The organism is Deltaproteobacteria bacterium, from assembly GCA_018668695.1.
Classification (GTDB): domain Bacteria; phylum Myxococcota; class XYA12-FULL-58-9; order XYA12-FULL-58-9; family JABJBS01; genus JABJBS01.
In genome coordinates, this window is the sequence record JABJBS010000383.1 from 37,723 (window position 1) to 63,728 (window position 26,006).

A 26,006-nucleotide genomic window follows, 5' to 3' on the forward strand; every position below is an offset into this window, starting at 1 on the left:
TCAGTGGCAGTACATCTTGCTATGACGGATTTGGAAAACAATTTTTCCGAAGCATCCGATTCGCCTCTTCCCAGATTGGCGGTGCGTGGGTTTTCGCTCATGCTAGACAACCGCGTGGTTTTGGACGACCTCTACTTTGAGGTGGCCAAAGGCGAGGTGCTCGGCATCTTAGGCCCCAATGGCTGCGGCAAATCGACTTTACTCAAATGCATGACCGGTCTCTGGAAGCCAGATCGCGGAACGCTCTGGCTTGACGGAGCTGCTCTCGACGATACCGCGCGTAAGCTGCGAGCAGTTATGGGCGTTGTGTTTCAGGAACCCAGTTTGGACAACGAGCTGAGCGCTGCCGGGAACTTAAAGCTGGCGGGTGCTCTCTTTGGTTTAACCAGTTCTGAAACAACCCAGCGGATTGAAGATCTTCTGGGTTTTATGGAGCTTTCAGGCAGAGCCAAAGACAAGACCTCCACTTTCTCCGGAGGAATGCGAAGGCGCCTCGAGCTTGCGCGCTCTTTGATTCATAATCCTGAGATTCTTTTGCTCGACGAACCAACCGCTGGCTTAGACCCCGTTTCAGTTCAGCGAACTTGGCAGCGTATCTTGGCTTTGCGTGATTTTAGAGATCTCTCCGTGTTGGTAACCACACATCGAGCCGAAGAGGCAGCCAGCTGTGACCGGCTTGTGGTCATGGACCGAGGCCATGTGATTTGCACAGAGACTCCCGACCGACTGATGAGCAATGTTGCGGGCGATGTGATTTCGATGAATGTTGATGAACCCGAAGCAATGCTCGAAGGGTTGAAGTCGGTATTCGGTGCGAATGCCCGGATTGTTGATGGGGCAGTTGAGTGGGAGAGACCCGAGGCTCATGCTTGGGTACCACGTATTGTAGAATCGTTTGAAACCCGTATTTTTAATTCTATTACGGTTCGCAAGCCTACGTTGGCCGACGCTTTTTATCACCTAACGGGCCACGGTTTGACCGCCGAGGATGAACTATGACCGGGCTAAAATACGATTTAAGTACGATTTACGTTTTGTGGCGCCGCGACCTCATGCGCTTTTTTACCCAGCCAGCTCGGTTGGTAGGGGCATTGCTGCAGCCACTTATCCTTTGGCTCATTTTGGGATCGGGTCTAACACCGACCTTTGAATTGCCGGGAATTGAAATTGCTTACCTGGAGTATTTTTTCCCTGGTGTGGTGATGATGGTCTTGGTGCTCTCATCTATTTTCTCTACGCTCAGTATTATTGAAGACCGTTCTCAGGGCTTTATCCAAATGGTTTTGGCAGGTCCGGGCTCTCGGTCAGCTTTGGTCATTGGTAAATGCTTGGGTTCAACAAGTGTGGCTTTGATTCAGGTGGCCTTCTTTATCTTGTTGGCTCCAGCGGCTGGTATCTCACTGGGCAATATTGCTTGGCCTTTGCTTTTATCAACGATGATGTTGATGAGCTTGGGTCTCACGGCGTTTGGTTTTTTTGTTGCTTGGTTGGTGAACAATTCAAATGGTTACCATGCAGTTCAAATGACGCTTCTGGTGCCGTTATGGGTTTTGAGCGGAGCGATGTTCCCACCCCACGCCGAAGGCTCGGTTTTGGGATTTTTAATGGGTCTCAATCCCATAGCTTATGGGATGACCGGTCTTCGTCACGCATTTTATGAAGGCAGTGCGCCGATAAGCACGATACTTAACTTGACCCCGGAGGCTGCTTTGATGGCAGTGTCCGCGTTTGCTTTGTGTGCTTTGGTGATGGCGATGCTCTGTTGCGAGCAGCGCCGCTAGCTAAAAGCTAGTCTTCGTCGCGCGGCTTTAGCCCGATGTGGCTGTCAAACTCATCTTCAACAGTATTTGGGTCTTCAGCATTGAACCGAATCAAGTTACGGAGGTGCTCGAGATCATCAAGTGGAACACCGGTGAACTCAATGGCCATGCCGCCCTCGTTTTGACGCGTCACTTTTCCTACCACTTCCAGGCGAATATCCCGGCCATCTAGAAAAAGCGCGATAGTACATTCAGTACCGATCGGTAACTTCCCAGTGCTTGGAATGTAGACGCCGTTAAGACTTAAGTCTTCGGCTACGCCATTGATAGAAGCTTTGTCGTCGGCACTTATTTCGGCATCGAGCTGGATTCGAACGCGAGTGAACTCACGCCGATTTTCTCCATTTTCACTCATTTTCGAACTCCCCAAACCAGATAATTGGACTAGACCACAATCAACCACATCCCCAGCCGTGGGTCCAGCTTCTGGTGCAGTTCTACCCTATTCTGGCCCTTCGTGCGTTCTTTCTCAAGTCACGAATCACTCGGTCGGAAATTCTTGCATTTTGGTAAAAGTATGCAAAAATTGCATAGACAACTGACTTCTTTGCATACTTGCCGAAAATTATCGTTCGGCAAGATTTCATACTAGCCTGCACTTGTTAGGTTTTTTAGCAGCCGACAATGGCACGACTTCTGAAACGGTAAGTATTGTGAGCAACCCAACCAAATCTCGACTTAGAGTCGCCCGCGGGCCTGATGAGCGGGGATTTACCCTCATTGAGGTCACCGTTGCGCTTGTGATTTTCACACTGGCAGTTTTGATCGCAGCCAGAATGCAAGGCAATGCCGTGCGCAGCTTAAAGCGAACCGGTGAGACTTCCATGGCGATGAACCTAGCGGCATCGACACTTGAGAGTTTACGCGTTGAGATGGCTTTTGATGACATCGATGGGACGGGCCCCAATGTTTATTACGACCGATTTGGCTATGGCTTTCTAAATACCGGCTTGGCGAACCCCGCTCCATTAAACGCCGCGAATTCAAAGTACATGGTCCGGTGGAGTGCGGAGAGCCGTGATTATTACGTTGATGTTAATGTAGCCGTTTATTGGAACGCCGGCGGTGTTGGCGCTCCCGTGGTCCCCAGTGAAGCGAAGTACAAGGTGCGAACTGTGAATACGAGAATCGTGAACCGGGAAGTGTTCAGACGATGAAAAGAACACTGAGATCAAGAGAGCGCGGCGTTACATTGATTGAACTCGCGATAACCACTGTGGTTGCTAGCCTTACGATGAGTGCCATTGCACTGACTTCGTTCAACTGGCACCGGTTTTACAATCGCCAGCTTGATGCAGCTGAAGGCCAGCAAAATGCGCGGGTCTCGCTAAGCGTTTTCAAAGATTACGTCACCCGAGCCGGTTATGGTTTCGTGGCACATACCGACCTGCAAGGCCTCTTGCCCATCGGAGGATGCTTTAACGATTCAGGTATGGATAGCCTTGACTGCAATGGGGTTGATGGCGGCGCCGACAGGCTGCGCGTTTACTACGGTGATTCTGACGGCATGGTTCGAACCCGTGAGGGCGATACGAGCACAGGAACCGGTATGGATGGTATCCCGATTGCGGATCAAACCATTTGGGATTCAGACCCTCACGACGGGGTAGACGTTCAGGGTAAATACGCGTTTATATCTGGTCAGTGTGATTCAGCCGATGGAACTTATGGATCGGATGTTGTTCGAATCACCGGCGACTCTCCAGGAAACCGAAACGCTTTTCACAATTACGATTTTGAGAATATTAATACCGGTGGTCCGGAGTTTTTAGGCTGCCCCGATGGATACCTTGCCTTTAATTTTGGGCTGGTGAGCATCGCTGATTTTTATCTCGACCAAAGCAACGACAAACACCCCGTACTTAAATTAAGGATCAATGATCCCAACGGCGACTGGGAAGAAGCTATGGCGCTATCAACCGACATCGACACTATTCAGATTGAATACGGCGTCGATGACGGTCTCAATGGAGGCGATTCAAGCGAGACGCGGCCTGATGGACTGGTCGATTTTTGGTGCGATGATCCCCGTGGTGATGGTGACTGCAGTTCACCGGGTCTTTCGGATCGTGAATTACAGGCTCGTATCGTGGCCATTCGAATCGCCATTGTGGCGCGTACGAGGCAGTACCGACAGGATTTAAACCGTTTGGGTGACCACCGGCTTTTTGTCCAAGATCACATGATCCCGGACCGCAGCGATGGCTATAACCGGTACGTGTATCGATCGACTGTATCGATGAGAAATAACGACATTATTTTGAAAGATGGAACATGAACCGCTCCATAAAAAAAGGTGAACGTGGTTGGATCCTCATTGTCTCAATGGCCATGACCATTGTTATCACATTTATGGGGATGCTTGTTTTGCAAAGTGCGTCGGTTGACGCTCGGCTTGCGGGCGCGGAAAGAAACTCTGAGACGGCTCGTTATATTGCTGAAGCAGGGATTGCCTGGGCCGTTGAAAAGCTCAACACCGAGCCAGGACTTATTTCTGGCTCTAATCTTCGAATCAATACGCTGCTTACCTACAGCACCTATGAATCCTTAGGGGATGATTCGCTTTGTACAGCTGCACAAATTACGCAAAACGAAAATTGTTATCCCAATGAGCTGGCGCAGTGGGGCCGGCTTCACCCAGACCAAACGAGTATCGCTTACAACGGCGGCCATTTTCGAGTGGGTGTGCGTGACGATAATGACGACAATAACTATTTAGAAGATTCGAACGAGCAATTTTTTATCAGGGCCTATGGCGTGAGTATTCGCGGCGCACGCTCTGTGGTTGAAATTCTCGTATCTCAAAGTGCAGAGAGTAATTTCTAATGAAATATTTTATTCACCTTGGGCTATTACTCGTTTTGGTCGGTACCGGCGCAACCGTTTGGGCTGATGCAGAAGCTATTTTGTTAGCGCCACGAACCTTTTCTGAATATTTTACCGACGACTTGTTGGAGGACACGACTGAGGCCGGTAATGGTGAACCTTGCTCCGAACTCGGCTGTGCCCGTTCATATGGTTGGGGTAAAGGTTATGTGACTCATGCACGTGTTGGCTTTGCGGTACGAGAAGGTAATTACACGCGTATGCCTCAAGCCAGGCCTCCAGCGCCTGCACCTCTTCCTCCCAGTATTAAGCCCACGCAGGTTGTGGCGGGTCACTTTCGGACCAACTCAAACGGCGGAACGCCTCAGGTGCCTCAAGATGTGATCGCGCTAACTGCCAGCAGCGGCGGTTGCCACTTGCACTATATGATGAATAAGGGTCCCGACGATTCTGGTGAAAACCATCTAGGTTGGAACGTCGGGGTTTTGGTCCCCAGTAACACCTGGACCACCGGGCACTTTGTTTCAGGTCAAGCTAACGGTGCAGACAACTGGTGGTTGGATGTTGACGGGCAGACTGGTGGCGGCGATGGGATCAATGATCCAGGGGCGGATTGCCAGGCTGATGAGAACAACGACCTCTCGGCGGACAATCAATACGGGACAGCACTTTTTGCCGGTGACTTTGACAGCGACGGATGGACGGATGTGCTTTATTTACGTGCGGCAGACCGCAACCGAGCAGGCTTTCTAGATTTGGCATACATGTTTTGGAATACGGGTGTACTGAATGCCCAAGGTGTGCCGGTTTTTCAGCGGGCTAAATTAGCCAGCAACACACCTCTCTACGAGAAGGGCGTCGCTTGGCACTTTTCCTCTGATATTGGGGAAGTCGTAGACATGGACAATGATGGTCGCTCGGATTTGGTACTCGCATCAAGCTCAGGATCATCTCACAGAATCATCGTCTTTAGGCAGCAGGGCTCGCCCAATCGCAGCGACCCATTTCGCAACGGCGAGGTTGTAATCGTCGACCAGGCTATTGGTCCGGCGGCAGACAGCAATAACCCTGCTCGAACAAATTTTGGGTGTTTGGCTAACGATGGCCCCACACGGGGTATCACTGCGTTAACGGTGGCTGATTTTAGTGGTGATGGCCAAAAAGATATTATCATTGGCTCAATGAGCGAACAGTATATGTTCTACTATTTTAAAACCGGCCCGGCTAATACGGCCTACGAGTCCACCACAATTTTGAATCCCCGCGGAGGCGTAACCGGTCTTCATAAAGGGAATTGGAACCTAGAAGGCGGCGAAGACATCCTGCTAACCCGTTCAGGAAAGGGTTGTTACGGAGACCTCTATCCGGAAGCCAACTTGTGGCTACTTGAAAACCAAGAAGCCGATCTGGAACGCGCGCGCTTTAATTTCGACTACGATGCCCCACTTGCGTCTATGAGCAACCACATCCACTACGCAACGCCTCTAGACTTAGATCATGATGAAGACGGTTATCTCGACTTTATGATGGGCACCAATCAAACTTGGGGCAGCTATTATTATTACGTTCATAATATTTGGAAGGGTCTCTACAACGCAGATGCTGTGATCATGTCCAAGCGTATGGATAATCTCAATTCACGCGAAGAGGCGATTGTACGAGCAACTTTTTCGGGAGTGATTGCTGAGGACTATGACGACACGACGATGGACGTTGAGTTTTACTTAAGTAACAACGGCCAAGATTGGGACTTATTGCCCCTCGATGAATTACCGCCCTCAGTAGGTGGTACCGGCCCCAATCCTCACATTTTTACAACCTTCGGTACGGATCTGCGATGGGCGATTGTTTCTAAAGCCCAAGCGGTTGCGACGGTGGGTGACGCGGAAAACGCAGCTCTGAATCAAACGGATAAGGTCGCTAAAGTCGTCCCCAAATTCAGTGGGATTCAAATAGCGGTCAATGGCATTGGCGCGGAGTATTATTCAAGATCTGGGCTCTCTCAAAAACTCGGCACAGACGAGCGTATTATTTATTCTGCATCTTTTCGATACCCCGGTAACGAAGGCTTTTTACGAGCGTATGATTTAACCGATGTTGGAGTGGGTCAGGCTCAAAGTGGTGTGAACCCCGGACCGAACCCTCATTTGTCTTTGATGTGGGAGGCTGGAGCTTTGTTGAAAGACCGAGCAAGCACAAGCAGAAGAATTCTAACCTATGAGGTTAATGACTCGGGCGATGTTGGATCTTTGGTCGAGTTGTCGGAAGGGACCCCAGATCTTGCCAATATGTTGGGATTCACTGAGAACGACGATGCGGTCTCGCTTTTTCAATTTGTTCGCGATGGCCTCGACCACCCAGATGGCTGGAAGTTTTATGACGTGGGGCACTCCTCGCCCGTGTATGTTGGGGCGCCGACCGGCCCGGCTGAGTATGGCGCATATTCGGTGAATAACTACGAGGCCTTTCAAGAAGCCGAGGTAAGCCGAAATGGTGTGGTTTACATCGGTTCCAATGGCGGCGGACTGCATGCTTTCGATGCAGATACAGGTCATGAGAAATGGATGTTCATTCCAAACAACTTGCTGAGCAAGCTTAAAGATCTCAGAGACGATTCAAACAACTACCGTGCCGATTACATCATGGATGGACCGATTGTGATTCAGGATGTCTACCAGGAATCTTTGGGGAAGTGGCGAACCGTGTTGTTAGCCGGTCAAGCCAAGGGCGTTGGTGGCGACGGGTTCAACTATTATTTTGCATTAGATATTACCGATCCTGGAACTGACCCGATACCATTATGGGAATACAGCGATACGACAGACAATGAAGGTGACGTTTGCTCAGGTAATCCACAATACGAAACAGAAGAGTGTCAACCCGGCGCATGCGATGACGGATGCTCTCAAGACGGACGCGTTTATGCGCAACAAGACAGCGAAACTTACGGCGAGATGGTGGTTCTAGACGCAGCATACGCCGATGTACTTGTGGATATGACTGCGATCAGCGGTAACAATTCTCGGCTGACGGTGGATGCTGGGTCGCAGAGCTGCCCCACGCCCTCTTCGAGCCAAAGCTTGCAGGGCGTTTACGCAAGTGGCTGCCCGCTGGCTCAATACAAGTTTAACCTTGAAGCAGCGAAGGATAAGTTCTTCGTCTTTATGCGTGTTCGAAATACAGAAGATACCGGCGCCAACTTGCTTTGGTATTCCATTAATAACGATGAATCTTATGCTCGCGTGGATGAAACAATTAAAGTGACTGCTGGAAGTGGCACCGACTGGAAGTGGGTCAAAAGTTTGGTTCAACCGGTATTGGGATCAGGGAATCACGATTTAACGATCTGGAGCCTGAGCGACAAGCTAGAGGTTGAACAGATTGTCATTACGACCAAGGACTTAAATATAGGTAGCTTGGAAGCGGCAAACCTTTCCTCAGAGTGTTTGGAGATTTGCCAGCCTCAAGTTTGTCAGACAGTGACGAAAGTTGTTGCAGACCCGACGAATATGGAATGGCCCGAATGCGGAGTTGGTAAGGAGTTGAAGTGTTGCAGTTATGCTTCAAACTCAAGCACCTATCTTGAGGGCGGAAGTTTTTGTCGGCCGGTGGCAGAAGACTGTGCAAGCTCTGTTCCGGATGCGGCCATGGGTGAAACGTGGAGTGAACCCGCGATTGGCCGAGTGCTATTAAACAACAAGGCAGAATGGGTTGTGTTCTTTGCCAGCGGTTACAGCAATCTTAAAAACAGCAATGTTGGCCGTACCGTTTACGCACTGGATGCTTACACGGGCGAAAAGTTAAAAGACTGGACTCTTAAAGAAGAGGCGCCTGCTCTTGGTGAGGGCTCGGCTGAGATTCCAACGATCAATATTGAAAACGCTTTGACGGCCTCACCGATGCTTGTGGATCTGAGTACTGAGGACAAGCCTGGTTATGGCTATGTGGACCGGCTTTATATTGGCGATCTAGAGGGCAGGGTTTGGAAGATTGTGATGGACGTGAACAGCCGTGGCAATATCGATCAATGGAAGCGCTGCGTATTCTTCGATGCCGGTGATTATGATGGAGATGGTCTGCGTAACTGGGCACCGATTATCACTCGGCCGCAAGTTGCGATGATTGAAACAGGGCAACCCAACGTTTTCTTTGGTACCGGTGGAGACGATAGAGCACCCAATGATGTGCGCTACCGGTTTTACGCGGTTCAAGATGAAGAGCCTCCTGGGGTTTGCGCTGCAGAAACAGATCTTTCGAAAGCCAAGAACGCAACAGATATGCGTTTCGGCAACACGGGCAACTTCGAATGGGTCATGGGCGATGGCTTTAAAAACTCCGAGTGGCCACTTCAGCCCGTGACGAATGCAAGTGAAGAAGGCGACAGCGGAGACCGGTACTGGTCAGATCCTCTTATCGTTGACAATGAACTGATTTACTTTGCCTCTTTGGCGGGCAAGATCGAGTCTGTGGATCCAACGGTTAATATCGCGGGCGGTGATTCAAAGATATACTGCGTGGCGATTCGAAACTCTTCGGAGCTTAACCTCAAAGCCGGTGAGTCTTGTTGGACATCCGGTTCTGTGTTTGAGCGTGAGTCGGTGAAGATTAGAAAAGCGATGATGGTTCAAGGTATTGCCCAGGAAGCATGGGCCCGAGATGCTTTGCCGCAAGGCACGGATGAGGCGAATATTTTTTATCAGCGCTTTTCTGAGTCTGAAACTCCTCCGCCAACACTTGTTCACCAAGGAACTGGCCGCGCAGGGTTGATTAAAATTCTACGCTGGCGTGAGGTACCGTTATGAGCCGAGGGATGCGAAGGGCAGAGCGAGGTTTTACGCTCACTGAGTTGATGGTCATCGTGGGTATCATTGGTATCTTGGCAACTATCTCGGCTGGTGATTTTCGCAAATGGCTACGGAGTCAAAAACTTAATGAGCTTACGCGAGAAGTGTTTCATACCTTGGTGGTGGCCCGCAGTAAGGCTGTTAAAAATGGTGTGACTGTAACCGTTACGTTTAGCAACGCTGGGCTTTTGGCGTTTGTTGATTACGACGAAGACGGCGTGTTCACGAGAAATTCAGATTCGATAATCTATCAGGGTAAAGTTGGCGATCGACAGCTTTCAACGCGCGCCAATACCGTGGTGGAGGTGACCGATGCTCCCGCCAAAGTGCTCTTCAATGGGCAAGGTTACAGTGTAAACGACGACGGCGAACCGAGGCCGGCTCGGGTCCGCATTTTCGACACCCATCCGACAGTGGCCAGTGATAACATCCACTTTTTGGGTATTACTTATCCGGGCGCCGTACGTATCGAATAAACGCCTTTTCCCACCAAATCTTCTAAGCCTTTGATAATAAAAGTAAATGATGCTTTGCGGCAATTGGATCTGACGTGGGGGCCATGTTAATGTGACCCGGTTATGGCCAATGATAGTGTTGAAGCAACGTTTGCTGCCCTTGTGGAGTTTGTCGCTAATTCGTTTATGCGCGGAGACATTACCGTCTCGGATCTGCTGGGCCTCGATGATGAGGAAATCGAAACGGTTTTTCTCATGGGCCACTATCTCTACAACTTCGGTAAGTATCAGCCATCCTTAAATGTTTTCAGTGTTTTAACGCTTTATAAGCCGTTTGTGAGCCGTTACTGGCGAGCTGCGGGTGCGGCGAACCAAGCTCTGAAAAACTATAAGGAAGCCATTGCGGCTTACGACATGGCACTGACGACGAACACGGGGGATGTCATCAGCTACACCTACCGAGGTGAGTCTAAAATCAGTGCAGGTCTCACGGATGAAGGTCTTGAAGATCTTAAGGTAGCCATCGAGGTGGGCCAGGCCCAGCCTTACTATGCCCAGTGGGTCAATCGTTCGCGTATGCTCTTGGAAGTGCGCGGAATTGAGGTGGAATGATTCTTTTTGGATTTTGCTTTAACCTAAGTGAAGCTTAATCCGGTAGAATGAACACGCGTTAAGGAGTGTGTTATGGCAGGTCCCGGAGATATTCGCTCAGGCAAAGCAGGCCCAATTCAGGTTCCAGCCACCGAGCAAAAGACCCAAGCTCAAGTTCAGAAAAAAGATGCGAAGAAGGTAAGCCCCCAAGATGCGGCAAGGCTTGCTCAGCAGGCAGGCTTTCACAAATCGAAGAGAGGCCGCGGAGGGTTCGATGTTGGGGATTCGTCCCAGGCGCCCATTCCATTGCCAGATGACGAACTCGATCCTGACGCCTGGAGTCAGCAAGGCCTTGATAATGCTCAGCAAACACTCAGCTCGGCCGGACCTCAATTGGAGAGTGCCATTGCAGACTTAAAAGATGGTTTGGGTTTGGGAGAGGCTTTTGTCGAAGGGGCATTTATGCCCACTGAAAAAGATTTAGCCCGTTTACAGGCACTTAAAGAGCGTGAGCCTGAGCCTCAGCCGGATATGAACTCCGTTTCAGAGAGCTTAAAAAATCTTTTTGGGGTGGAGTTTAACGAGGATATGTCAGTGGCCGAACGTGCCATGGCTGTCGGCTTGATGGTTGCTGGGCAGTCAGAACAGGTCAAAATCGACGCCGGAACGATCAATCGAGAGGAACTTTTGGCTGGACTGCGAAAAGTCACTGAAAAAGGTAACCAATCAGTGGGCCAAGCGCAAAAGATGAATAAGGGAATTGACCAGCAATTGAACCTGCAGCGAACTTTCGTTTTTAAACGCTGATGTGAGTTCTTCCCGACGAATCGATGATTTATGGCTCGTAAAGAGCCGATAGTTTTAACTTAAAATTTTTGGAGTCTTCCATGTCTATCCCTTCCTCTGGAAACGTGGGTCAAATGCCCCCTGCCGTTTCTTCCGTAGCTACTTCCAAGACCGCTTCTCTTAATGAGCAAATTACCAATGTCCTTGCGGAGATTATGGCGATTGTTGCTCAAGCTCAGCAGCTTAGTGAATCCGTAAAGGGCCTCAAGGAAGCTAAAAAGTCTTTAAATGCTCAGCGACCCAACCGCGAGAACTTCGATAAAGACGAAGATTACTCAGCGGCCTTGAGCGCTTGGCAGAGCAATGTGGGTGATTTGCAGGGTCAAATCGATGGCCTCAACGACCAAATCGAAAAACTCTTTCAAGATGTGGCGCAGGCGCAGCAAAAGGTTCAAGGGCTAGAAAGTCAAAAAGGCACGGCGGCATCGGAAGATGCTGAAGCGATGCGCCAAGAGATGGACCGGCTCAAGGATTCGGTCTCTGCACTTGATAAGGCGGCAGACGAAGTTTCTGAGGGAACGAGTGAAAAGAGCTCGTCACGCGCGGGCCGTAAGCTCGAAATCAAAAAGATTGAGCGCCAAGTTCCAGTTGAAGACGTTAACAACCCGGAGCTTAAGGCAGCGATTCGCACGTTTGCGTTAATGCTCTCAGATATGGGCGATGCTTCCAGCACCCAGAATATGTACACGGGCGGCGCTAAAACAGCTCCCGCATCAGGCTTACCGATGCCAGGAACTGGCGAACCTAAAGCAACACGTTAATACATGACGGGTGAAGGCTGACCAACATTCAGCGGCCTTCACCCTTTTGAATCGATACATTTTAAACACTTATTTTTTTGGAGTCTCAACATGACATCACCTATTGGAAATAATCCAGGCCTCAGTATCCCTCAAATCCCAACGGCAGCTCAGCCGGCAGCCACTCCTGCAGCGGCTCAGGCGCAGCTACCAACAGACGGATTTGAGGCAGGTGGGCAAGCAGCCAACAATGCTGTGAATCAAATTCTTAGTAGCCTCGGGCTCGAGGTTGGAAACAGCACCATTGTTTCCCAGCTAAGCAGCAGCCAGCTTGGCCAACTCAGTGCAATTGGCGCGAGTATGAACGGTTCTTCTACCAGCGAGTTACAGGGACAGTTTGCAGAATTTCTTCAGGCAGGCCCAACGATTCATTACCAAGATGTGAACGCGCTGGTTCAGCAAGTGTTGCGCGAAGCTTATACGCAAAACACTGAAGACCTGCGTATGTATGCTGAGAAAGTTAAAGACTTTAACAAGCAAAAAGAAATGATTCGTGACCACTTGAGCGATATGCGCAAAGAGCTAACGTCTGCGCGTGAAGGTGCGATTTCAAGCGGCGTAACGGGTGATGATGCAATGAGCACACATGGCCTAAGCGGTGATGTTGTAGCTTACGACCCAGCTACCGCCACTGAAGGCAGTGACGCTCACGCCAAGATGATGATGGGAATGTCTTCTAGCCTTTCAGCTGGCGGCGTCGATACCATCGGTAAGCTCGAGGATGAAATCCAAACTTGGGAAGATAAGTTAAACAGTGTGGGCGACGATGCTCAGCTTGCAAACGTAGATCTTCAGAACATGCTTCAAAAGCAGCAGCAGACTTTGCAGATGATGAGTAATATCTCGAAAGCACTGCATGACACAGCAATGGCCATCATTCGTAAGATGGGCGGTTGATGTCTAGTATGATAGACTGATTGGGCGGGCGCCAAGCCCGCCCTTTTTTTGAGTTGAGGACGCCATGGCAGTCGAAAAAATCGATATGCAAATTCAAGGCATGATTTCAGATGCGCAGATGCGCACTCAGAAAGATGTCGGAAAAGATGATTCGGCGGATGCCGCACGGCGTGCCGCTGAGAAAAAAATAGCGGAACGAAAATCTTCTATGAAGTCGTCCGTGGTGCAAAAGGAAAGCTTCACCAAAGGGCCGCGACTTCAGCAAAAAATTCAGGATATCTTAGGCGGAAGCGCCGGGCAGGAAGCTGGCGATGCTTTGCAAAGTTGGGGTGACAACTCCAAGCTGCAAGGGAAGCTGAGCGACGCTCAAAAGCGCATGTTTCAAGAGGCGATGGTCAAAGACCCGCAAAAGGGCGCCAAGAGTGCCCAAGCCATGAATCGGATATCATCTCAGCCAGCATTTGAGCAGTCTGTGAAAGACTCTCAGCAGCTTGGAACCTTACAGCAATCGATCATTGAAAACCCAAGCCTTGAGAAACCAGCTGCGGAGCTTTTATCGAAGCGATTTATGACTTCCCCGAAAACCGATGGGGAGACCAAGCAGAGATTTATGCGATTTGGTCTCGACCAGGCGAAAAAGGGCGGTACGGATTTCAAGCTCGGAAGCGTTAAGCATGCATCTGATATGCTCAACTCATTGAGCCAAGCTTCGATGCCAAAAGGCGCCCAAAAAGCGGCCATGAACATGGTTGAGCGCCAGCCAAGTGACACCAACGCAATGAACCAGGTTGATAGCTTCGCAAGCAAAGCAGATGTGCAAAAAATGCCGTCATTTGCCAAGGGCCGCGCCACAGAGCTTTTAGCGAAAAGCGGCGGCGATGCTGAAGTAAAACAAGGCTTTGAGAAGCTTGCAGCGGATCCAAAGTTTCAAGCGCAATCTACACAGAACAAAGGTCGCTTTTTCGCAACGATAGGCAGCGGCAACGCGAATGAATTTCGCGCGCTCACCGATCAGTCATTGATGGCTTTACAGTCGAATTCATTTCCGAAGCGTGCGGGTAAAGTTGCAAGCTTGCTTACGAAGATGGCAAGCCAGGCTAAGACAGGGGGCGCCAAAAGCGTCGACGCCAATAGCCTCCTTAAAGGTAAGACACGTACATCGACCTTGCCTACGCCGCCAAAGCTGACTTCCACAGAAGGCTTGGACGATGATGAAGCGCAAAAGGTTCGCTCTCAAAACCGGGGCCGGATCATTCAGTTTTATACGCAAGTTCAACGCTCCTACGAACAAGCTGAAAAGAAGTTAAAGACCGCTCGCTTTATTGAAGACGTTAACAAGCTTCAAAACCTCAAAGAGGCGCCGCCGCTTGAAGCTTCGGTTTTATCGGCCGAAGAGCAAAAGTTTGTGATGGAGCGCCGAGAGTCGGTGAAGCAAAAGTTAGATCAGGTTAAGAAGTTCCAGCGTCAACGCGCCCGTGAACTGCGTGGGAAGCGGATGCCTCCGGCCCGTCGCCGTGCAAAAACAGCGGCAGCGCGCACCCGGGGCCGTCAGCCGAAGTACTTTTCTCCGGCATCGTCGCGGGCAACCACTGCAACTCAAGCTTTTCTGCAGGCAACCGGCACCGATGGTCGCCCAGGTTTGGCATCCACGCCTCAGCAAGGTTTACGACAAGCTGCCCAGGCTCAAACTTCACAAGGTGCCGGCGGTGATATTCAATCTCAAGTCGCAAGTGCTTTAGCTCAAATGGGCGGAGGACCGATGACGGCCGATAAGGCTGGGAAGGTCGCTCAAACCATCGCAAATCAGGTCGCCTCAGAGGTGGCAACTCAAGTGGCCCAGCAATTAATGGGAGGCCAGGCGCAAGGTGCAAAGCCATCTGCTCAGGGTCAAAAACCAGCAGCTCAAGGCCAAGTCGACGGTTGGGGAATCCCGCGAACGTTTGAGCGCGATTTAGGCGCGGCATCAACTCGGCCCGTTAAAGAGCGTGCGGCTGTGGATACACCAGAGAGTGCACCCGGTATGAACGAGGCCCTAACCGAACGTTACACGGGCCGAACACTGGTCAAAGACCCATCACAAATTCGTATGTTGGTGGCTATTTTTCAGTCGAACTGGAAAGAGCTTAGCCGTGCAGAATCGGCATTGCTTCGAAACTTAGGTTGGACTCAGCAGCTTTGGGACACCCGGGAAACACCAGCGGCCAAGTGGCCTGTCGCGATGGCCACAGCGTTTGTAAATTTGAATCCAACCCAGCGCGAGGCTGTTCGCAGCCTCGGGATGAGTGCCCATGATTGGGATACGAAAATCCAGGGATTTACGATGGGTAAAAACGCCTAAGAGCTGCCGGCCTATTCAGGCGCGCGCATATGTAAGCTTAAAAGAAGTTCCGCTCTTTGAACCCATGGGGCAAAGTTTGGCATGTTTGAGCCGATTTGAAGGACTGCTTGGAGATCTTCGAGCCCGGCTGGAACATTTCTTGAGAGTATTTGAGATTCTCCTCGATACACGTAGCTCACAACATCCATATCATCGTTGGCAATCGCCATATCGTAGGCCGCGACGGCTTCAGGGTACTCTTTGAGCTGTTGATTGACTGCACCGAGGGCTCGCCAATAGTGGGCAGTGTAGGGCGCATAAGCCGTTAGGCCGGTGAAGATGTCTTTAGCAGCATCGTATTTACCGTAGGTGAAGAAGTTGTAACCAAGGGCGTAGATGGTTTCCATCTCCTCGTCACTGATGCCCTCGAGTTCTTGAAGGGTGATTAAACCATTCATGAATCCATGGATCATAAATTCGAGATATTGCCCGGCTGTATTGTCGATTTCGCTCGATTGACTCATGCCTTACTATACTTGGGCTCATCTTTTTGGCCAAGTCGCTCGAAGGATTTGAAATAAAGAGCACAACCGCCTAATCTGCATCATCAAGACAACGTACGATATGGGGACGCCTCGAATGCGAATTTTCGCCACGATCTCAATGTTTTTAGTTCTGGTTGGCTGTATTGAGCCGGTTCAGTTGGAATGGAAGTTTGACTTAGGCGCACCAAGTCTTTCGACACCTTTGGTTACCGATGCTTTTATCGCCGTTGGCACAAGCCAGGGCGTTCGTATTTTAACGCGCCAGGGCTCACAGCGTTGCTCGTTCGACAAGGCAGGTGAGGTGATTAGCCGTCCAGCAACGGATGGTGAGCGTATCTTCTTTGGCAGCACGAATTATCTCATCTATGCCATGGATAATCACTGCAAGGAGCTTTGGAGCTTTCAAACGCGCGATCGGGTAAAAGCTGATCCGATTGTTGAAAATGGTGTGGTGTACGTGGGCAGCTACGATGGCCACTTTTACGCACTTGATGCGAAAACAGGTAAAGCGGTTTGGACCTTCCCAGAGAACCAGGCAAATACGAAGAAGCCCTCTGAGTTTGAAATCGTAAACGAGGATCCGAAATCAGCCGCAACAAAGGCACCAAATGAAGCTGCGGCGCCTCAAGTTCAAAACCAGGGTCCAACGGATGTTGGAGGCTTTTCTTACTCGTCCGCAGCTATTCAGGACGGGGTTATTTTTGTAGGCAACTTGGATTACCGACTTTACGCTCTCGACGCCGCGACCGGGCAGATGCTCTGGCGGTATAAAACGGAAGCTCCTATTACTTCGTCTCCAACAGTAGCCAACTCAACCGTTTACTTCGGGAGCAATGATGGCAACGTTTACGCCATCAATATTGAAAACCCGAAACAACCCACCGTGCGCTGGAAAGTGCCGACTCGGGATTGGGTAAACTCGTCGGTATGCCTTGATGAGGGCTCGGCCTACGTTGGTTCAAACGACCGGCGCCTCTACGCCTTGGATGCCAAGAGTGGAGGAGCACGGTGGAGCTTTGCGACACGGGGACCCGCTATTTCCGTCCCAGCGGTTTTCAAGAACCTGGTCTTCATTGCAGGCGGAGCCGGCGACGGAACTGTTTATGCTTTGAATAAGAAGACCGGTGATTTGCATTGGCGTTTTCGGACCGGTGATAAAATCGAGTCAGACCCCATTGTTTCCGTTGAAGACCGTCATCTTTATGTCTCCAGTTCCGACGGCTATTTCTACGCTTTCCTGATTAATTCAACGGTTCAGAGGCGCTAAGCTTTCGTTTAACCAAGACCGTTTGGCAGCACACGTCGTGAAACGTGCGGTGGTAAGGGTCGAGAATCGGCAAAAAATACCCAGCGCCAAAGCTTAACCACGACACGAGTGAGAGCAGAGTTCGAAAGATGAGGCGGCTTCGGCTGAGCTCTACGCCCTTGCGGTGAACCAGCACCAATCCCGCAACCCAACGACCAGGAGTAAAGCCCGACCTCGCCAGTGCAGTGCATTGGTAAGCGGTATAAGCGCCAAAGACGAAGACAAGAGCTGGAGCGATGGCCTCGAGGTGCCCGGCGAGTGAAAGCAATACAGCGTCAACGGCGTGAGCCCCTTTGTGAAGTTTCACGCCCAAACTGGCGGAGAAGGTGAGGCTTAAAACAAAGACGGCGGCAAGTGAGATAAAACCGTCTAGACAATAAGCGAAGAGTACCCGAAAACTACCTGCGGGGTTTAGAAAGAGGGCAGCCTCATGAGCGTTTTTAGGTGGAGTCATGAAGGGATTGAGGAGTTTGTGACATTGTTGGCAGCGAAATAAGCCAAGTGAAGTTGGTTTTTCGCAATTCGGACAAACTCTTGCCTCGGCCTGGATTAAAGGCGAGCGGTAAGCACGGCCGCGGCTGCGATGGCTGCGGTTTCGGTTCGTAATACGTGAGGGTTCAACCACAACAAATTGTACCCCGAGTTTTTGAATTGCTCCAATTCATGGTCAGTAAATCCGCCTTCTGGACCAATCGCGATTAAAACCTTCCCTTTGAGAGGGCTTGGCAGCGGCGTATCGCTCTCTTTGATCGGTGAAGCGACGAAACGGTGGTCGAATTCGAATGTTTTAAGCTCTTCAAGGGTGAGCGGTCCCTCGAGTGTGGGAACCCGCATCCGGCGCGATTGCCGAGCTGCTGCGTCGGAAAGTCTTGCCCACCTCTCAAACTTTTTGGAACCGGGCTTAGGGATGACGACACTGCGCTCGGTTTTAAGCCAAATCAGGCCAGAGGCTCCCAGCTCAGTGACTTTCTCGACCAACCAATCAGCGCGGTCGCCTTTCGGCGTCGCGGAGGCCACATAGAGCTCAAGCTCCGGCCGCGGGGCCTCTTGAGGTTTTGAGACCTCCAAATAAGCGTCCCCGGCCTCTACGCCGAGCAAAGTGGCAAGGGCGTAAAAGCCATCGCCATCAAAAACTTCAAGCTTTTCACCATCGCCAAGGCGCAGCGCTTTAAGCAAATAACGGCCTTCATCTTGGCTCAGTGAGTGAGTCCCCTCGCGTAATGGGCTAAGGGGCATTCTCCGGCGGGTTGGTTTTTGGGAATCTTCAGTCATCGATGAGGGTTATAACCCTGAAAGGGCCGCTTGACACGCTTAAACGCCATCGGTACTTCGCACTCATGAGCCAAAACACAGCAGCTATCATTCTCGCAGCGGGGCAAGGAACGCGGATGCGCTCAGCCTTGCCCAAGGTCTTACACCCAGCTTGTGAACTTCCTTTGATTGTCCATGTCGTTCGCTTGGCGCTGGCCTCTGGTGCTTCGCCCACCGTGGTTGTGATCGGCCCCGAGAGTAAACGCACCCGCGACTTATTAACGGCGACTTTTCCAGACGCACCTCTTGTCTTCGCTGTTCAAGAAGTTGCGCGTGGAACTGGCGACGCCGCGCGTGTGGGCCTTGAAGCTATTCCGGATTTCAAAGGGCATGTATTGGTCTTGGCCGGTGACGTTCCGCTCTTACAAAAAAAGACGGTCAGCCGTCTTCAGAAAAGTGGGGCCAACAAAGCTGTGGCTGTATTAACCACTTTCGTTGATGACCCCACCGGTTACGGACGCATCATCCGAGACGGCAAAAAGCTACTCCGAATCGTTGAACAAAAAGACGCGAGTAAGGGCGAAAAGGAAATTTCGGAGATCAATTCCGGTGTTTACCTTTTTCACACAGCACTTCTACGGCCAGCGGTTTTAGCCCTGCGTTCGGATAATGCCCAAGGTGAGTTCTACCTCACGGATGTGGTTGAGCAGGCGGGAAGCCAAGACCAGGCAGTTGCAGTGGTGGCGGCTGACCCAAGTGAGTGCGCCGGTGTGAATAACCGTGAGCAGCTCGCTTTCGTTGAAGCCACCCTACGCACCCGTTTGATTCGCTTCTGGCAGGATAAAGGGGTCACCTTCCTTGATCCCGCGGGAACTTTTATCGGTAGCGATGTAAAGCTTGCTCAAGATGTAACCATTGGGGTTGGCGTTCAGCTTTGGGGGCAAACGAAAATCGCCAAGGGTGTTGTGATTCATGGCCCCTGCTTTGTGAAGGATACTCAAATCGGGTCTGGAACAATGGTTCATTCCTTCTCACATTTAGAGCAGGCCAAAGTCGGTAAAGACGCGCAGATAGGACCCTTTGCAAGACTCCGCCCTCAAGCCGCGCTCGCTGATGAAGTAAAGGTCGGTAATTTTGTGGAAGTGAAGAAGAGCCAAATCGGTAAAGGTGCCAAGCTCAATCACTTATCTTATGTGGGGGACGCAACCATCGGTCCAAGGTCCAACGTGGGCGCAGGAACGATAACTTGCAACTACGATGGGCATAATAAGCACCAAACCGTATTGGGCAGTGATGTCTTTATCGGCTCTAACAGTACACTCGTGGCACCTCTTGAATTAGGTAATGGTGCTTATGTGGCGGCCGGTTCGACGATTACGAAAGTGGTCCCTGCAGATGCACTGGCATTTGGGCGCAGCAAACAAGTTAATAGGGAAGACTACGCAGCCCTGCTCAAGGAACGAAACGAGCAGGCAAAGGCAGCTCGCTTGAAAGGCAATAAATAGATGTGTGGTATTGTTGGATATGTAGGCTCTCCAGAAGCAGCAGATTATGTTCTCGATGGGCTGCGACGGCTTGAATACCGCGGCTATGATTCTGCAGGTATCGCTGCAATAGAAGATGGTAAAATGACGGTCCGTCGGCGCAAAGGTAAACTTTTAGAGCTGGCAAAGGCTCTTAAAGAAGAACCTCTGGTGGCTGAGTCAGCCATTGGCCATACACGCTGGGCAACGCACGGCCGTCCTTCGGATGAGAATGCTCACCCACACCTCGTGGATGACGTGGTGGTGGTCCACAATGGGATTATTGAAAACTTCCTCGAACTCAAAGCCGAGATGGCTAAGAGCGGCCGAGAGTTTCAAAGTGAGACAGATACAGAGTTGATCAGCCACGTTATTGCTTTGTCTGACGCGCCCAGCCTGGAAGAGCGAGTTCGCGAAGGTCTTAACCGCGTCGAAGGTGCATATGCCATTGCGGTGATGAGTGAGCGGGAGCCAGATAAAATCGTCGTGGCGAAGAACGCATCGCCTTTGATTTTGGGTGTGCTTGAGGAAGGCGGCATGCTTGCCTCAGATATCCCCGCGCTTTTGCCCTACACCCGTGATGTTTTGATCATGGAAGAAGGCGAAATGGCCATCGTTGAAAAAAGCGGTATTCGCCTGATGAGTATGCAGGGCGCTGCAATCGATAGGGCGCCGCGACGCATTGAGTGGTCTCCTGTGATGGCGGAAAAAGCTGGCCATAAGCACTTTATGCACAAAGAGATCTTTGAGCAGCCGCGGGCGCTTGGTGACACACTTAGAGGCCGAATCAACGATGATGATTGCGATGTGATTTTGGACCCCGCTTTACTTGAGCGGGCGGCTAAGTGTGAACGGGTGATGTTAACAGCTTGTGGAACGAGCTGGCACTCTTGCTTGGTGGCGCGCATGGCACTGGAAGAAATGGCCCGAATTGGTTGTGAGGTCGAACTCGCCAGCGAGTTGCGCTACCGCCACCCTCTTTTGGATGAGAAGACTCTTTTGATAGCTGTAAGTCAGTCGGGGGAAACTGCCGACACCTTGGCTGCGATTCGTGAGGCCAAACGTCTGGGATCACCCGTCTTGTCTATCGTGAATGTTTTAGACTCCTCGATCGCACGGGAATCCGACTTTGTTCTGTATACGCACGCTGGACCCGAAATCGGTGTCGCATCGACCAAGGCGTTTCTAACGCAAGTGGCGGTGCTGATACTTTTTGCAGTTGGCTTGGGTCGTAAGCGCAACCTGAGTAAAGAGCGAGCGGGGGAAGTTCTTAAGCAATTACGAACAGTTCCGTTACTGATTGAGCAAATCCTCAAGCAAGAAAATGAGATTCTTGCCGTTGCGCACAAGATGGTGGCGGCTCATTCATCGCTATATTTGGGCCGGGGATACGGTTTTCCAGTTGCTTTAGAAGGCGCCTTGAAGCTCAAAGAGATCTCTTACCAGCATGCAGAGGGTTATGCGGCAGGTGAAATGAAACATGGGCCGATCGCTTTGATCGAAAAAGGAGTTCCGATCGTCGCGATTTGTCCACGAGGATCTCTCTACGAGAAGGTGATTTCCAATATTCAAGAGGTTCGGGCACGAGAGGGGTTTGTCATTGCTGTGGCAACAGACGGTGACGAGCATATTCGCTCTGTAGCTGACGAGGTGCTCTATATACCGGCCTCTGAGGGACTTTTAGTACCCTTGCTTGCAACCATCCCTTTGCAGCTTTTGGCGTACCATGTGGCGGATCTACGTGGGACGGACATCGATCAACCAAGAAATCTTGCGAAAAGTGTGACCGTCGAATAGCCCGGTACAACGCTGTTTGCTACGATTTAGGACTCAGCTTCTTGCAACGAAATGGGCACGGGCATTGCCTGCAAGTAGGCTTTTCGATATTTCTCATATGTCTCGGTCCATAAGGGATCGGTGCCCGGTTGTTTCGATAACTATGATATTTTGAGATGTTTAGGGTTGGGTTTTCCAATGCCGATTTTACAAGCTGATTTTGACCAAATACGCAAGCTGGTACTTGATCGGTCAGGTATCGTTTTAGATTCCAGCAAAATAGCAATGGTCGAACAAAAGATGGGCCCTCTGGCAAAAGATAACGGGGGCATGGATACCAGTACGCTTGCTCGCGATATTTTGAAGAACCCCAGTGGCTCACTCGCGACGAAACTAATTGAAGAGATCGCTACGCCGGAAACCGGGTTTTTCCGCGATAACCGTGCTTTTAAGGCACTTAAGCAAGAAGTCATCCCGCGCATCATCGAGAAACGCGGTGTAGAGCGAACTTTAAATATTTGGTCAGGTGGTTGTTCGACTGGACAAGAGCCCTACAGCATCGTGATGATGTTGCAGGAAAACTTTCCGCAGTTAAAAGGCTGGACGATTCGTTTTATTGCGACTGACATGTCTTCAAAAGTTCTCGAGCGTGCGCGCTCAGGAAAGTATACTCAGCTCGAAATGAACCGCGGATTGCCCGCACCTATGCTTCTTAAATACTTTCAGAAGCAGGGTCTAGAGTGGCAAGTTAAACCAGCGATTCGCAGCCTTATTGAATTTAGAGAATTCAATCTGGTTTCAAACTGGCCTCCATTGCCGAAAATGGACATTATTTTTCTAAGAAACGTACTCGTGTACTTTCAGCCAGACACCAAGCGAACCGTGTTGGGTAAAGTTGCCGATACACTTCGTCCTGATGGTTTCTTGTTCATGGGAATGGCCGAAATTCCAATGACCCGTGAAAACAAGTTCGAGAAGCTCGATGTAGAGCGCTCAGGCTGTTTTGTTCTGCGTTCTTAAGCCGCACATTCCCGTTTTATAACTGTCCCGCACAATCAATTTTCAGACGCTTAGGCATGATAGTCCACAGGTATACCTTGTGAGTATCTTAACCTACACGCAGTAGTTTGTCTGAAATTTACTGGGTAAAATAAAATGAAAGCGGGGATGAATCCCCGTAGAACTTGAAGTCTAAGCTAGGTAGTTACCGACGATTGTGGCCTCGGTTGTGAGGCTTAAAAGCAGCTTTGATGAGCCGAGCTGAACGGGCATATGCCGCCATCGATCGTCATCTATAGAGTCGCTGAATTCACCTTTAGTAAGTACTTTCGGTAGGCCGAGGTTCTGGCTCAGGTTGAGGAACCCTTTAAGTTGACCCGCAAACATGTTGGATAACTCAGCCATGGTATCGCCGATCATATCGATTTCAACATCCGTTGGCTCAAGCGCGAAGAGCGCTGATGCCAGCTGGGTGCAACCCTGAAGATCCGAGGATACTGCCACTGTGATGGGAGTAGGCCCAGGCATCGCAAGTACTCCCGTGCAATAAAGGAGATCCTTTTTCTGCTCGTTCGTTTGCGTAGCGCTGCAACTTTGCGAGTCTAAACTCAGCATGGTGCTCGTGATATTATGAAAGACCCCAATGAGGGTTTCGTTGTCTGGAATTGTTACCATTTTTACCTAAAGGCCTCGTAGTAATTACACTCTATATCCATCATGACGCATGCAAGAGATTCAATCAATCTTTGATGCGATAACAGCCAGCTCGAGCAGCGTTCACACGCTCAAATGAGCGGTCTACGCTCATCGGCATTTCTGCTGCTCCAAGAAACAAAAAGCCATTGGGCTTCATCAGCTCTTTGATCTTACCAAGTATCCGCCGTTTGGTCGGAACATCGAAGTAGATAAGTACGTTTCGTAGGAAAATAATGTCCATTTTGGGCATTGGAGGCCAGTTGGCGACTAAGTTGAGCTGTTTGAACTGAATCAAGTTGCGAAACTCAGGTTTCATCTGCCATTCGAGACCATCTTTTTGAAAATATTTCAGCAGCAGTGGCGCCGGTAGTCCACGGTTGATCTCAAGCTGGCTGTATCGACCCTGTCTCGCCTTATCTAAGATCTTGTTGGAAATATCGGTGGCCACAAAATTTACTTTCCAGCTTCGTAGTTGAGGAAAGTGTTGATCGAGAATCATGGAGATCGTGTAGGGCTCTTGGCCGGATGACGAAGCCCCGCACCACATGGAGAGCGATCTCTCTGCGCGATTGTTCTCAAGTACGTTCGGAATGATTAGTTCTTGAAGCGCTTTGAACGGGTGCATGTCGCGAAAGAAACTGGTTTCGTGAATCGTAATTGCTTCGGTGACCCGTTGAAACCAAACTTCAGTTCCCTTGGTCTTGAGCATTTTTACAAACTCTTCGATGGTTTTCAGGCCTGCCTCTTCAACGACAGGGCCCAGCCGAGACTCGACAAAGTAATGTTTGTTGTTGTCGAGGACGATCGCAGCGCGGTCCTGAATCAACTTTTGTACAAAATCAAAATCTTGTTGTCGAAGTGCCATAGTGAGGCTCCCTAAATTTTTCTCGAACATGTACGTCCGAAAAATTTCTCAAGTCTATATTCGTTTTCGCACAGCCATTCTCGCTCTAACCTCTTCGGCTATCGCAGGGATGGGTAATATTTTTAGAGCTATTCCAGCATTGGCGATGTACCCGGGCATTCCCCAGACTACAGAGCTTGCTTCGTCTTGAACCAGTACTTCACCACCGGCTTCGTAGATCTTTTGGCTTCCTTTTAATCCGTCTGACCCCATGCCCGTCAGTACGACCGAGAGGCTGGAGGAGCCATAAACATCTGCTACGGATCTAAATAGTGTATCCACAGCGGGCCGGCAGGAGTTTTCAGGATCACCTTGATGGGTCTGGAGCCTTGGGCCGCTTGGTGCCTTGGTGACGACCATATGAAAGTTGCCTGGTGCGATCCAAACACAGCCTGGCTCGACGACCGTTCCTGAAACACACTCGAAACAACGGTGTCCGGTGTTGGCGGTCAGGCGCTCGGCGAGAATACTCGTAAAGATCGGCGGCATGTGTTGAACGATTAAAATCGGTACAGGAAAAGGCCGGGGCAAACACTTTAAGAGCTCCGTCAAAGCATTTGGGCCACCCGTAGAAGTACCAATCGCAAGAATTCTTACAGGAAGCGGCTTGGGACGACGCCGGGAAGCATCTACGGCCTTTGTACCAGGAGGCAGCGGTTTGTAGCGGATGGGTTGCTTCACTAAAGCAGCGGAGCCGGTGCGACGTACAAATATTTTTATTTTCGGGATTAATTCTTCCCGAATGGTCTCTAGGGCAGAGCGCCCACCGGTACGACTCGATGGTTTGGTGACGTAATCAGTTGCGCCTTTGCTCAGTGCTTCTAGGGTAACCTTAGCGCCACGCATGGTCTGGGTGCTAAAGGCGATCACCGGAAGCCTTGCCTGGGTCTTACGAATACGCTCAAGCGTTTCGAGACCGTTCATTTCGGGCATATCCATGTCCAAAATGACAACGTCAGGCTTTAAGGTGGGTATCTTTTTGAGCGCTATCTTCCCATTAGCGGCGGTGCCGACAACAGTGAGAAGAGGATCACTCGATATAATATCGGAAAGCATTCTGCGGACGACAACTGCATCGTCCACAATCAGAACGCGAATAGAGCCCACAGATCAACTCGTTAGCCCAAGAATCTCCAGCTTTTCAGCGATCATCTCTTTGGTAAACGGCTTCATGAGGTACTCATTGGCGCCGGCCTCTAGGGCTTTTGCCATTTGTGAGATTTCACTCTCCGTCGTGACCATCATAACATTCAGGTCATTGTACTTGGAATCTGCTCGAATATTACAGAGAAATTCGTACCCGTTCATTTCGGGCATGTTCCAGTCGACGAGTGCGAGATCGGGAACGCCGATTTCGCCAAGCTTTGTCAATGCTTGTTTGCCATCACCTGCTTCAAATACCTCGAAGCCGAGGTCTTTGAGAATCTTGCCGATGATACGGCGAATAGCTTTGGAGTCATCAACTACCAGTGCACGCATGTAAATTATCCGTCTCGAAAGGTTTTCAGCCCTTAACTGCTTACTTTCATAATCCTACCGCTCAACGGTATTGGTTTCCCTGATTTGGGTCAATCACCAATGTGACAGCTCCAAATCGCCTTAAGGTCCCC

General features: G+C 50.5%; 24 protein-coding genes. 16 read left to right on the forward strand and 8 right to left on the reverse strand.

Annotation, left to right across the window (positions count from 1 at the left end):
* Positions 1-3 precede the first annotated feature (3 nt).
* The gene (locus tag HOK28_22470; protein ID MBT6435873.1) at positions 4-999 is read left to right on the forward strand and encodes an ABC transporter ATP-binding protein; all 996 of its coding nucleotides are present in this window, start codon (positions 4-6) and stop codon (positions 997-999) included.
* The gene (locus HOK28_22475) at positions 996-1,781 is read left to right on the forward strand and encodes an ABC transporter permease (GenBank protein ID MBT6435874.1); all 786 of its coding nucleotides are present in this window, start codon (positions 996-998) and stop codon (positions 1,779-1,781) included. The genes HOK28_22470 and HOK28_22475 overlap by 4 nt, the downstream gene beginning before the upstream one ends.
* Before the next feature lie 7 nt (positions 1,782-1,788).
* On the opposite strand, the gene HOK28_22480 is transcribed toward HOK28_22475, so the two are convergent.
* Positions 1,789-2,175, reverse strand: coding sequence for a PilZ domain-containing protein (locus HOK28_22480; protein MBT6435875.1), 387 nt, complete (start codon positions 2,173-2,175; stop codon positions 1,789-1,791).
* A gap of 244 nt (positions 2,176-2,419) precedes the next feature.
* Here HOK28_22480 and HOK28_22485 point away from each other — a divergent pair, with 244 nt between their 5' ends.
* The 10 genes from HOK28_22485 (at position 2,420) to HOK28_22530 (ending at position 15,417) form a co-directional block, all read left to right on the forward strand.
* Complete coding sequence (locus tag HOK28_22485; GenBank protein MBT6435876.1) at positions 2,420-2,977, forward strand: prepilin-type N-terminal cleavage/methylation domain-containing protein; 558 nt, start codon at positions 2,420-2,422, stop codon at positions 2,975-2,977.
* Complete coding sequence (locus tag HOK28_22490) at positions 2,974-4,098, forward strand: hypothetical protein (GenBank protein MBT6435877.1); 1,125 nt, start codon at positions 2,974-2,976, stop codon at positions 4,096-4,098. Before HOK28_22485 ends, HOK28_22490 begins: the two co-directional genes overlap by 4 nt.
* Positions 4,095-4,646, forward strand: coding sequence for a hypothetical protein (locus tag HOK28_22495; protein ID MBT6435878.1), 552 nt, complete (start codon positions 4,095-4,097; stop codon positions 4,644-4,646). The genes HOK28_22490 and HOK28_22495 overlap by 4 nt, the downstream gene beginning before the upstream one ends.
* Positions 4,646-9,448 (forward strand): PQQ-binding-like beta-propeller repeat protein, encoded by a 4,803-nt coding sequence (locus HOK28_22500; GenBank protein ID MBT6435879.1) that lies wholly within the window; start codon positions 4,646-4,648, stop codon positions 9,446-9,448. The genes HOK28_22495 and HOK28_22500 overlap by 1 nt, the downstream gene beginning before the upstream one ends.
* Positions 9,449-9,456: 8 nt before the next feature.
* Positions 9,457-9,966: a prepilin-type N-terminal cleavage/methylation domain-containing protein gene (locus tag HOK28_22505; protein MBT6435880.1), complete on the forward strand. Its 510-nt coding sequence runs from the start codon at positions 9,457-9,459 to the stop codon at positions 9,964-9,966.
* 102 nt (positions 9,967-10,068) lie between these two features.
* The gene (locus HOK28_22510) at positions 10,069-10,557 is read left to right on the forward strand and encodes a hypothetical protein (GenBank protein ID MBT6435881.1); all 489 of its coding nucleotides are present in this window, start codon (positions 10,069-10,071) and stop codon (positions 10,555-10,557) included.
* A 72-nt stretch (positions 10,558-10,629) separates the two neighbouring features.
* Positions 10,630-11,343: a hypothetical protein gene (locus tag HOK28_22515; GenBank protein MBT6435882.1), complete on the forward strand. Its 714-nt coding sequence runs from the start codon at positions 10,630-10,632 to the stop codon at positions 11,341-11,343.
* 80 nt (positions 11,344-11,423) lie between these two features.
* The gene (locus HOK28_22520) at positions 11,424-12,143 is read left to right on the forward strand and encodes a hypothetical protein (protein ID MBT6435883.1); all 720 of its coding nucleotides are present in this window, start codon (positions 11,424-11,426) and stop codon (positions 12,141-12,143) included.
* Between the two features lie 90 nt (positions 12,144-12,233).
* Positions 12,234-13,079, forward strand: coding sequence for a hypothetical protein (locus tag HOK28_22525; GenBank protein ID MBT6435884.1), 846 nt, complete (start codon positions 12,234-12,236; stop codon positions 13,077-13,079).
* A 64-nt stretch (positions 13,080-13,143) separates the two neighbouring features.
* Entirely contained in the window at positions 13,144-15,417 is a 2,274-nt protein-coding gene (locus HOK28_22530) for a hypothetical protein (GenBank protein MBT6435885.1), read from the forward strand.
* A gap of 11 nt (positions 15,418-15,428) precedes the next feature.
* Here HOK28_22530 and HOK28_22535 read toward each other — a convergent pair whose 3' ends face one another.
* Complete coding sequence (locus tag HOK28_22535) at positions 15,429-15,920, reverse strand: SycD/LcrH family type III secretion system chaperone (GenBank protein ID MBT6435886.1); 492 nt, start codon at positions 15,918-15,920, stop codon at positions 15,429-15,431.
* Between the two features lie 115 nt (positions 15,921-16,035).
* On the opposite strand from HOK28_22535, the gene HOK28_22540 reads away from it, so the two are divergent.
* Positions 16,036-17,208 carry a PQQ-like beta-propeller repeat protein gene (locus tag HOK28_22540; protein MBT6435887.1) on the forward strand — a complete coding sequence of 391 codons (1,173 nt, stop codon included), beginning with the start codon at positions 16,036-16,038 and terminating at the stop codon, positions 17,206-17,208.
* On the opposite strand, the gene HOK28_22545 is transcribed toward HOK28_22540, so the two are convergent.
* Together HOK28_22545 and HOK28_22550 are read right to left on the reverse strand one after the other, a co-directional pair.
* Entirely contained in the window at positions 17,183-17,701 is a 519-nt protein-coding gene (locus HOK28_22545; protein ID MBT6435888.1) for a hypothetical protein, read from the reverse strand. The two genes, HOK28_22540 and HOK28_22545, sit on opposite strands and share 26 nt — an antisense overlap.
* Before the next feature lie 95 nt (positions 17,702-17,796).
* Positions 17,797-18,519: a 16S rRNA (uracil(1498)-N(3))-methyltransferase gene (locus HOK28_22550; protein ID MBT6435889.1), complete on the reverse strand. Its 723-nt coding sequence runs from the start codon at positions 18,517-18,519 to the stop codon at positions 17,797-17,799.
* 65 nt (positions 18,520-18,584) lie between these two features.
* Between HOK28_22550 and glmU the strand changes: the two genes are divergently transcribed.
* From glmU to HOK28_22565, 3 genes are all read left to right on the forward strand, one after another.
* The gene (gene glmU, locus HOK28_22555; GenBank protein MBT6435890.1) at positions 18,585-20,003 is read left to right on the forward strand and encodes a bifunctional UDP-N-acetylglucosamine diphosphorylase/glucosamine-1-phosphate N-acetyltransferase GlmU; all 1,419 of its coding nucleotides are present in this window, start codon (positions 18,585-18,587) and stop codon (positions 20,001-20,003) included.
* The gene (glmS, locus tag HOK28_22560; protein MBT6435891.1) at positions 20,004-21,818 is read left to right on the forward strand and encodes a glutamine--fructose-6-phosphate transaminase (isomerizing); all 1,815 of its coding nucleotides are present in this window, start codon (positions 20,004-20,006) and stop codon (positions 21,816-21,818) included.
* A gap of 177 nt (positions 21,819-21,995) precedes the next feature.
* Positions 21,996-22,817 carry a protein-glutamate O-methyltransferase CheR gene (locus HOK28_22565; protein ID MBT6435892.1) on the forward strand — a complete coding sequence of 274 codons (822 nt, stop codon included), beginning with the start codon at positions 21,996-21,998 and terminating at the stop codon, positions 22,815-22,817.
* A 171-nt stretch (positions 22,818-22,988) separates the two neighbouring features.
* Here the strand turns inward: HOK28_22565 and HOK28_22570 are convergent, their stop codons facing one another.
* The 4 genes from HOK28_22570 to HOK28_22585 all read right to left on the reverse strand — a co-directional run bounded on the left by HOK28_22570 (position 22,989) and on the right by HOK28_22585 (position 25,875).
* The gene (locus HOK28_22570) at positions 22,989-23,471 is read right to left on the reverse strand and encodes a hypothetical protein (GenBank protein MBT6435893.1); all 483 of its coding nucleotides are present in this window, start codon (positions 23,469-23,471) and stop codon (positions 22,989-22,991) included.
* Positions 23,472-23,535: 64 nt separating this feature from the next.
* Positions 23,536-24,357, reverse strand: coding sequence for a protein-glutamate O-methyltransferase CheR (locus HOK28_22575; protein MBT6435894.1), 822 nt, complete (start codon positions 24,355-24,357; stop codon positions 23,536-23,538).
* Positions 24,358-24,411: 54 nt separating this feature from the next.
* Entirely contained in the window at positions 24,412-25,503 is a 1,092-nt protein-coding gene (locus tag HOK28_22580) for a chemotaxis response regulator protein-glutamate methylesterase (protein MBT6435895.1), read from the reverse strand.
* 3 nt (positions 25,504-25,506) lie between these two features.
* Positions 25,507-25,875, reverse strand: a complete 369-nt coding sequence (locus tag HOK28_22585) for a response regulator (GenBank protein ID MBT6435896.1) — start codon at positions 25,873-25,875, stop codon at positions 25,507-25,509.
* Positions 25,876-26,006: the final 131 nt, after the last annotated feature.

Excerpts from the sequence above, each read along its gene's own strand:
- HOK28_22475 (MBT6435874.1), top strand. The coding sequence starts at position 996 with ATGACCGGGCTAAAATACGATTTAAGTACGATTTACGTTTTGTGGCGC.
- HOK28_22480 (MBT6435875.1), bottom strand. The coding sequence starts at position 2,175 with ATGAGTGAAAATGGAGAAAATCGGCGTGAGTTCACTCGCGTTCGAATC.
- HOK28_22490 (MBT6435877.1), top strand. The coding sequence starts at position 2,974 with ATGAAAAGAACACTGAGATCAAGAGAGCGCGGCGTTACATTGATTGAA.
- HOK28_22495 (MBT6435878.1), top strand. The coding sequence starts at position 4,095 with ATGAACCGCTCCATAAAAAAAGGTGAACGTGGTTGGATCCTCATTGTC.
- HOK28_22500 (MBT6435879.1), top strand. The coding sequence starts at position 4,646 with ATGAAATATTTTATTCACCTTGGGCTATTACTCGTTTTGGTCGGTACC.
- HOK28_22505 (MBT6435880.1), top strand. The coding sequence starts at position 9,457 with ATGCGAAGGGCAGAGCGAGGTTTTACGCTCACTGAGTTGATGGTCATC.
- HOK28_22510 (MBT6435881.1), top strand. The coding sequence starts at position 10,069 with ATGGCCAATGATAGTGTTGAAGCAACGTTTGCTGCCCTTGTGGAGTTT.
- HOK28_22515 (MBT6435882.1), top strand. The coding sequence starts at position 10,630 with ATGGCAGGTCCCGGAGATATTCGCTCAGGCAAAGCAGGCCCAATTCAG.
- HOK28_22520 (MBT6435883.1), top strand. The coding sequence starts at position 11,424 with ATGTCTATCCCTTCCTCTGGAAACGTGGGTCAAATGCCCCCTGCCGTT.
- HOK28_22525 (MBT6435884.1), top strand. The coding sequence starts at position 12,234 with ATGACATCACCTATTGGAAATAATCCAGGCCTCAGTATCCCTCAAATC.
- HOK28_22530 (MBT6435885.1), top strand. The coding sequence starts at position 13,144 with ATGGCAGTCGAAAAAATCGATATGCAAATTCAAGGCATGATTTCAGAT.
- HOK28_22535 (MBT6435886.1), bottom strand. The coding sequence starts at position 15,920 with ATGAGTCAATCGAGCGAAATCGACAATACAGCCGGGCAATATCTCGAA.
- HOK28_22540 (MBT6435887.1), top strand. The coding sequence starts at position 16,036 with ATGCGAATTTTCGCCACGATCTCAATGTTTTTAGTTCTGGTTGGCTGT.
- HOK28_22545 (MBT6435888.1), bottom strand. The coding sequence starts at position 17,701 with ATGACTCCACCTAAAAACGCTCATGAGGCTGCCCTCTTTCTAAACCCC.
- HOK28_22550 (MBT6435889.1), bottom strand. The coding sequence starts at position 18,519 with ATGACTGAAGATTCCCAAAAACCAACCCGCCGGAGAATGCCCCTTAGC.
- glmU (MBT6435890.1), top strand. The coding sequence starts at position 18,585 with ATGAGCCAAAACACAGCAGCTATCATTCTCGCAGCGGGGCAAGGAACG.
- glmS (MBT6435891.1), top strand. The coding sequence starts at position 20,004 with ATGTGTGGTATTGTTGGATATGTAGGCTCTCCAGAAGCAGCAGATTAT.
- HOK28_22565 (MBT6435892.1), top strand. The coding sequence starts at position 21,996 with ATGCCGATTTTACAAGCTGATTTTGACCAAATACGCAAGCTGGTACTT.
- HOK28_22570 (MBT6435893.1), bottom strand. The coding sequence starts at position 23,471 with ATGGTAACAATTCCAGACAACGAAACCCTCATTGGGGTCTTTCATAAT.
- HOK28_22575 (MBT6435894.1), bottom strand. The coding sequence starts at position 24,357 with ATGGCACTTCGACAACAAGATTTTGATTTTGTACAAAAGTTGATTCAG.
- HOK28_22585 (MBT6435896.1), bottom strand. The coding sequence starts at position 25,875 with ATGCGTGCACTGGTAGTTGATGACTCCAAAGCTATTCGCCGTATCATC.